Raw genomic sequence first — 5440 nt, forward strand, 5'->3', positions numbered from 1 at the left:
TTAAGGCGACAGCTTGTAGCCGCCGGCCTCGGTGAGCAGCAGCCTGGCATTGGCCGGATCGGGTTCGATCTTCTGGCGCAGCCGATAGACGTGGGTTTCCAGGGTGTGGGTGGTGACGCCGGCGTTGTAGCCCCAGACCTCCGCCAGCAGCTCCTCGCGCGTCACCGACTTTTCGCCGGCGCGGTAGAGGTACTTCAGAATGTTGGTTTCCTTCTCCGTCAGCCGAATCTTCTTGCCCCCCGCGTCCACCAGCATCTTGGCGGCGGGGCGAAACTCGTAGGCGCCCAGGCGGAACACCGCGCCTTCGGAGTGCTCGTGGCTGCGCAGCTGGGCCCGGATGCGGGCCAGCAGCACGGCGAACTTGTAGGGCTTCGTGACGTAATCGTTGGCCCCGGCGTCGAGCCCCTGGACGGTGTCGTCGTCCGCCGCGGCCGCGGTCAGCATGATCACCGGGGCGGAAACCCCGGCGGCGCGCATCTGCCGGCAGGCCTCGCGGCCGTCCATGTCGGGCAGGTCAACGTCCAGCAGGATCAGGTCCGGGCGGCCTTCCCGGGCCAGCCGGACCCCTTCGCCGGCGGTGGCGGCCTCCAGCGCGATGAAGTCCTCGGCCTCAAGCTGTTCGGCGACCGCCCCGCGGAGGTCCGCGTCGTCATCGACGATGAGCAGGGTCTTACGTTGAGCCATGCGGCGAAACATGCACCGTATCCCCTGTCCCCGGCAAAAGGATTTGCGAGGCCCGCTTGAACTTCACCGCCACCGCCGACGGCTGGCTTGACCTGGGCGAGCGCCGCGTCCGCTGCGCCCTGGGGCCTGCGGGTGTGATTGCGGGCGACCGCAAGCGCGAGGGCGATGGCGCGTCGCCGGCCGGGGTCTGGCCGATCCGCCGGGTGCTCTACCGCCCCGACCGTGGACCACCGCCGGCCAGCGCCTTCCAGGTCCAGGCGATGTCGAAGGACGACGGCTGGTGCGACGACCCGGCCGACCCCGCCTACAACCAGCCGGTTCGCCTGCCCTACGGGGCCAGCGCCGAAGCCCTTTGGCGGGACGACGGCATCTACGACATCGTGGTGATCCTGGGCCACAACGACGACCCGCCGGTTCGCGGAATGGGCTCGGCGATCTTCCTGCACCTGGCGCGGGCCGACTATTCGCCCACCCAGGGCTGCGTGGCGGTGGCGCGGGAGGACCTGGAAGACCTGCTGGGGCGCGCCCGGCCGGGCGACGCGGTGGAGATCAAGCCCTAGGACCGAACACCGCGGAGCCCACCCGCACGCTGGTGGCGCCGAAGGCGATGGCGGTCTCGAAGTCGCCGCTCATGCCCATGGAAAGCTTCGCCAGGCCGTTGCGTGCCGCGATCTTGGCCAGCAGGGCGAAGTGCGGCCCGGCCGGCTCCGCCTCGGGGGGAATGCACATCAGGCCCTCCAGGACCAGGCCGTAGGTCCCGCGGCAGGTGGCGATGAGGGCGTCGGCCTGGGCAGGGATGACGCCCGCCTTCTGCGGCTCCTCGCCGGTGTTCACCTGGACATAGAGCCGGGGCGCGCGGCCCTGGCGGGCGATCTCCCCGGCCAGGGCCTGGGCCAGCTTCTCCCGGTCGAGGGTCTCGATCACCTCGAAGACGGCCACCGCCTCGCGGGCCTTGTTGCTCTGCAAGGGGCCGATCAGGTGCAGGCTGAGCCCCTCGGCGCGGCCTTCCCAGCGGCTCATGGCCTCCTGCACGCGGTTCTCGCCGAACACCCGCTGGCCGGCGGCCAGGACGGGCACGATGGCCTCCCAGGACTGCTGCTTGGAGACCGCCACCAGGGTGACGTCGCCGGCGGGGCGCCCCGCGGCTTGCGCGGCGCGGGCGATCCGGGCCACCACATCGGCATAGGACTTGGCGTCTTGGGGAGCGGCGGACATCACGGGATTCTGGACCCTTCGGCGGACTGCCGCGCTCTTAAGGCCGCTGAGCCGCCCGCGGAAGGCCCTGCCGCGCCTGCTGCTCTTCACCGACCCTGAGCGGACCCCTGATCCGGAGGCTGTCGCCCGCACCCTGCCGCCGGGTTCGGCGGTGGTGTTCCGAGCGTTCGGCGCCGCCGACGCCGAGGCCCGCGCGCGCCGGCTGCTGAGCATCGCACGGACAAGGCGGCTGATCCTGCTGATCGGCGCGGACCCGGGCCTGGCCGCCCGGATCGGGGCGCACGGGGTGCACCTGCCTGAGCGGCTGGCCCACCGCGCCCGGGCCCTGAAGACTGCCCGCCCCGGCTGGATCGTCACGGCGGCGGCGCATTCCCTGAGCGCGGCGCGCCGGGCGCTCGCCTCAGGGGCGGACGCGGCGGTGGTCTCGGTGGTGTTCGCGTCGCTGAGCGCCTCAGCCGCCCGGCCCATGGGACCGATCCGGCTGGCGTCCCTGGTGCGGCGGGCGGGCGGGCCGGTCTACGCGCTAGGGGGAATCAGCAACAAAACGGCCCGGCGCCTGATTGGCGCGGGCCTGGTGGGCATCGCAGCGGTCGAGGGTCTTAGAACTTGAAGGCGGTCTCGAGCCGGACCCGCGGCTGGCCTTCACCGGGCGTCAGGTTTTTCGGCGCGCCGGTGATCTGCTGGTCGCCCAGGGCCACCGCGCCGCCCACCCGTAAGGACGGGCTGATGCGGTAGTAGGCGCCGGCCTGCACGTCGTTCATCGTCGACTGGCGCACGTCGGACTGGCCCATGCCGAGGGTCAGGCCCCAGCGACGCATGCCGGCGTCCCAGGTGAGGGTCTTGCCCGCGCCCGGCGCGACGCTGGCCGGCTCCGCGCGGACGGTGAAGTCGATGGGCTTGCCCTTGTCGGCCGCCTGCGCTGCGCCGCCCGCCGCGCTGAGAAGCGCGGCGGCGGCCAACAGAACGCTGATCCGGCGAACCGACATACCCACTATATAGCCCCGTAGCCCCGTCATCACATCCCCCAGGGCCGAAACCCTGGGTTGGCGATCTCGGGGCCGATTAGAGAACCGCCAGAGGTAACGTCAACCGACTCCACGGCCACAAGGCTCCCGGCCTGCGAAGTTCGCCGGCGCCTGTGGCGGTTCGGCCACGCGATTCCTGTTTGGCGCCGGCGGAGCCGTTGATATAGAGAGCCCGGCGCGGGGGCGGCGGCGTAGCGGCCATCCGCTACGGGGAACTGTTGGAGCGGAAATACATGCCGTTTGTGCGCGGTGTCTGGATGCGTAGCGCATCTGTCGGCGTGATGGCCGTAAGTCTTGTGGCGTTGGCGGCCTGCTCCAGCGGCCCGCGGCTGTTCGGCGGCGGCTCGGCCCGCACCACATCGGCGGCCAGCGCGCCGGCGATCGGCGTCAACGGCTATCTGTGGCGCGCCACCCTGGACACCCTGGCCTTCATGCCCCTGGCCTCCGCCGACCCCTACGGCGGCGTGATCATCACCGAGTGGTATGTGAACCCGGAGAAGCCGGACGAGCGCTTCAAGTGCACCGTCTACATCCTGGACGCGCGCCTGCGGGCCGACGGCCTGAACGTGGCGGTGTTCAAGCAGAACCGCGACCGCGCCGGCGGCTGGATCGACGCCCCCTCGGCCCTGCAGACCGAGACGGATATCGAGAACGCCATCCTGACCCGCGCGCGCCAGCTTCGACTTTCGAACATCCGGGGCTGATCGCCCTTCGATCATTCGCCAGACCCTTTCTGGTTCAAGTGGAGTCACTTGAACCAGGCGAAAAGGGTCTATCTCCAAGGGCTGGAGCGTGACGGGCGCCGAAACCGGCCTCCACTTTCGGCTGTCACGCTCTCGTCGGCGCGCCCGTGAAGGCCGTTGACCGGAAGTCCAACTCCAGTCCAAAGGCCGCTTGTGATGGCCCGCTACAATCCGAAAGAGACCGAGCCGAAGTGGCGCCAGGCGTGGGCCGGCGCCGACGCCTTTCGCGCGGTCATCGATAAGACCAAGCCCAAGTACTACGTGCTGGAGATGTTCCCCTATCCGTCGGGGCGCCTGCACATGGGTCATGTGCGCAACTACGCGCTGGGCGACGTGATCGCCCGCTTCAAGCGCGCCCGGGGCTTTTCGGTGCTGCATCCCATGGGCTGGGACGCTTTTGGCCTGCCCGCCGAGAACGCCGCCATGGAGCGCGGCGTCGATCCCCGGGCCTGGACCTACGACAACATCGCCCGGATGCGCGACGAGCTGAAGGAGCTGGGCCTGGCCATCGACTGGTCCCGGGAGTTCGCCACCTGCGACGTGGCCTACTATGGCCAGCAGCAGGCTTGGTTCCTGGACCTCTATCGCCGCGGCCTGGTCTATCGCCGCGAGGCGGTGGTCAACTGGGACCCGGTGGACCGCACGGTGCTGGCCAACGAGCAGGTGGTCGACGGCCGCGGCTGGCGCTCCGGCGCGCCGGTGGAAAAACGTAAGCTGAACCAGTGGTTCCTGCGCATCACTGACTACGCCGACCAGCTCACCGACGACCTGGCCACTCTGGACCGCTGGCCGGACAAGGTCCGGGTGATGCAGGAGAATTGGATCGGCCGTTCGAAAGGCCTGCGCTTCGCCTTCGGCTTTTCCGGCCAGGCGCCTGCGGGGTTCGACAGCGGCCTGGAGGTCTACACGACCCGGCCCGACACCCTCTATGGCGCGTCCTTCGTGGGCATCGCCCCCGACCACCCCCTGGCCGAGCAGATGGCGGCGCGCGATCCCGCGGCTGCGGCCTTCATCGCCCGGTGCAAGCAGGGCGGCGCCTCGCAGGCGGAAATCGACACCGCCGAGAAGATCGGCTTCGACACCGGTCTCTCGGTGGAGCACCCCTTCGACAGCGCGCGGACGCTGCCCGTCTGGATCGCCAATTTCATTCTGATGGACTACGGCACGGGCGCCATCTTCGGCTGCCCGGCGCACGACCAGCGCGACCTGGACTTTGCCCGCAAGTATGGCCTGCCGGCGACCCCCGTGGTGCTGCCGCCCAGCGAGGATCCGGCCACCTTCCGCGTGGGCGACGAGGCCTATACGGGCCCGGGCGCGATCTTCAACTCCGGCTTCCTCGACGGGCTCGACGTGGAGGCCGCCAAGGCCGTGGCGATCGCCCGGATCGAGGCGCAGGGCGCCGGCGAGGGCGCCACGGTCTATCGCCTGCGCGACTGGGGGGTAGCCCGCCAGCGGGGCTGGGGCTGCCCGATCCCGGTGGTCCATTGCGCCCGCGACGGCGTCGTCCCCTTGCCCAAGTCAGCCCTGCCCGTGGCCTTGCCCGACGATCTGGAGTTCGGCCAACCCGGCAACGCGCTGGACCGCCACCCCACCTGGAAACACACCACCTGTCCCACGTGCGGCGGCCCGGCGACCCGGGAGACCGACACCCTGGACACCTTCGTGGACTCGTCCTGGTACTTCGCCCGCTTCACCAACCCTGACGCCGCCGACCCCATCGACAAGGCCGCCGCCGACTACTGGCTGCCGGTGGACCAGTACATCGGCGGCATC

At 70.4% G+C, this 5440-nt stretch carries 7 protein-coding genes; 4 read left to right on the forward strand and 3 right to left on the reverse strand.

Annotation, left to right across the window (positions count from 1 at the left end; genetic code table 11):
- Window positions 1-684 carry a response regulator transcription factor gene (locus tag ACLL81_RS04280; protein ID WP_411287112.1) on the reverse strand — a complete coding sequence of 228 codons (684 nt, stop codon included), beginning with the start codon at window positions 682-684 and terminating at the stop codon, window positions 1-3.
- Window positions 685-740: 56 nt separating this feature from the next.
- Between ACLL81_RS04280 and ACLL81_RS04285 the strand changes: the two genes are divergently transcribed.
- Window positions 741-1244, forward strand: coding sequence for a L,D-transpeptidase family protein (locus tag ACLL81_RS04285; RefSeq protein WP_411287106.1), 504 nt, complete (start codon window positions 741-743; stop codon window positions 1242-1244).
- On the opposite strand, the gene ACLL81_RS04290 is transcribed toward ACLL81_RS04285, so the two are convergent.
- Window positions 1234-1899: a YggS family pyridoxal phosphate-dependent enzyme gene (locus ACLL81_RS04290; RefSeq protein WP_411287107.1), complete on the reverse strand. Its 666-nt coding sequence runs from the start codon at window positions 1897-1899 to the stop codon at window positions 1234-1236. The two genes, ACLL81_RS04285 and ACLL81_RS04290, sit on opposite strands and share 11 nt — an antisense overlap.
- Here ACLL81_RS04290 and ACLL81_RS04295 point away from each other — a divergent pair.
- A complete protein-coding gene (locus ACLL81_RS04295) occupies window positions 1874-2509 on the forward strand; it encodes a thiamine phosphate synthase (RefSeq protein ID WP_411287108.1) in 636 nt (211 codons plus the stop codon). The genes ACLL81_RS04290 and ACLL81_RS04295 overlap by 26 nt on opposite strands.
- On the opposite strand, the gene ACLL81_RS04300 is transcribed toward ACLL81_RS04295, so the two are convergent.
- Entirely contained in the window at window positions 2499-2915 is a 417-nt protein-coding gene (locus ACLL81_RS04300; RefSeq protein ID WP_411287109.1) for an NtrZ family periplasmic regulatory protein, read from the reverse strand. The two genes, ACLL81_RS04295 and ACLL81_RS04300, sit on opposite strands and share 11 nt — an antisense overlap.
- Window positions 2916-3157: 242 nt before the next feature.
- On the opposite strand from ACLL81_RS04300, the gene ACLL81_RS04305 reads away from it, so the two are divergent.
- Window positions 3158-3628 (forward strand): DUF3576 domain-containing protein, encoded by a 471-nt coding sequence (locus ACLL81_RS04305; protein WP_411287110.1) that lies wholly within the window; start codon window positions 3158-3160, stop codon window positions 3626-3628.
- A gap of 195 nt (window positions 3629-3823) precedes the next feature.
- Window positions 3824-5440: leucine--tRNA ligase (gene leuS / locus ACLL81_RS04310; RefSeq protein WP_411287111.1), on the forward strand; the 1617-nt coding region annotated here is incomplete at its 3' end.

Source organism: Phenylobacterium sp., assembly GCF_046590535.1.
Lineage (GTDB): Bacteria > Pseudomonadota > Alphaproteobacteria > Caulobacterales > Caulobacteraceae > Phenylobacterium.

Excerpts from the sequence above, each read along its gene's own strand:
- ACLL81_RS04280 (WP_411287112.1), bottom strand. The coding sequence starts at position 684 with ATGGCTCAACGTAAGACCCTGCTCATCGTCGATGACGACGCGGACCTC.
- ACLL81_RS04290 (WP_411287107.1), bottom strand. The coding sequence starts at position 1,899 with ATGTCCGCCGCTCCCCAAGACGCCAAGTCCTATGCCGATGTGGTGGCC.
- ACLL81_RS04300 (WP_411287109.1), bottom strand. The coding sequence starts at position 2,915 with ATGACGGGGCTACGGGGCTATATAGTGGGTATGTCGGTTCGCCGGATC.
- ACLL81_RS04305 (WP_411287110.1), top strand. The coding sequence starts at position 3,158 with ATGCCGTTTGTGCGCGGTGTCTGGATGCGTAGCGCATCTGTCGGCGTG.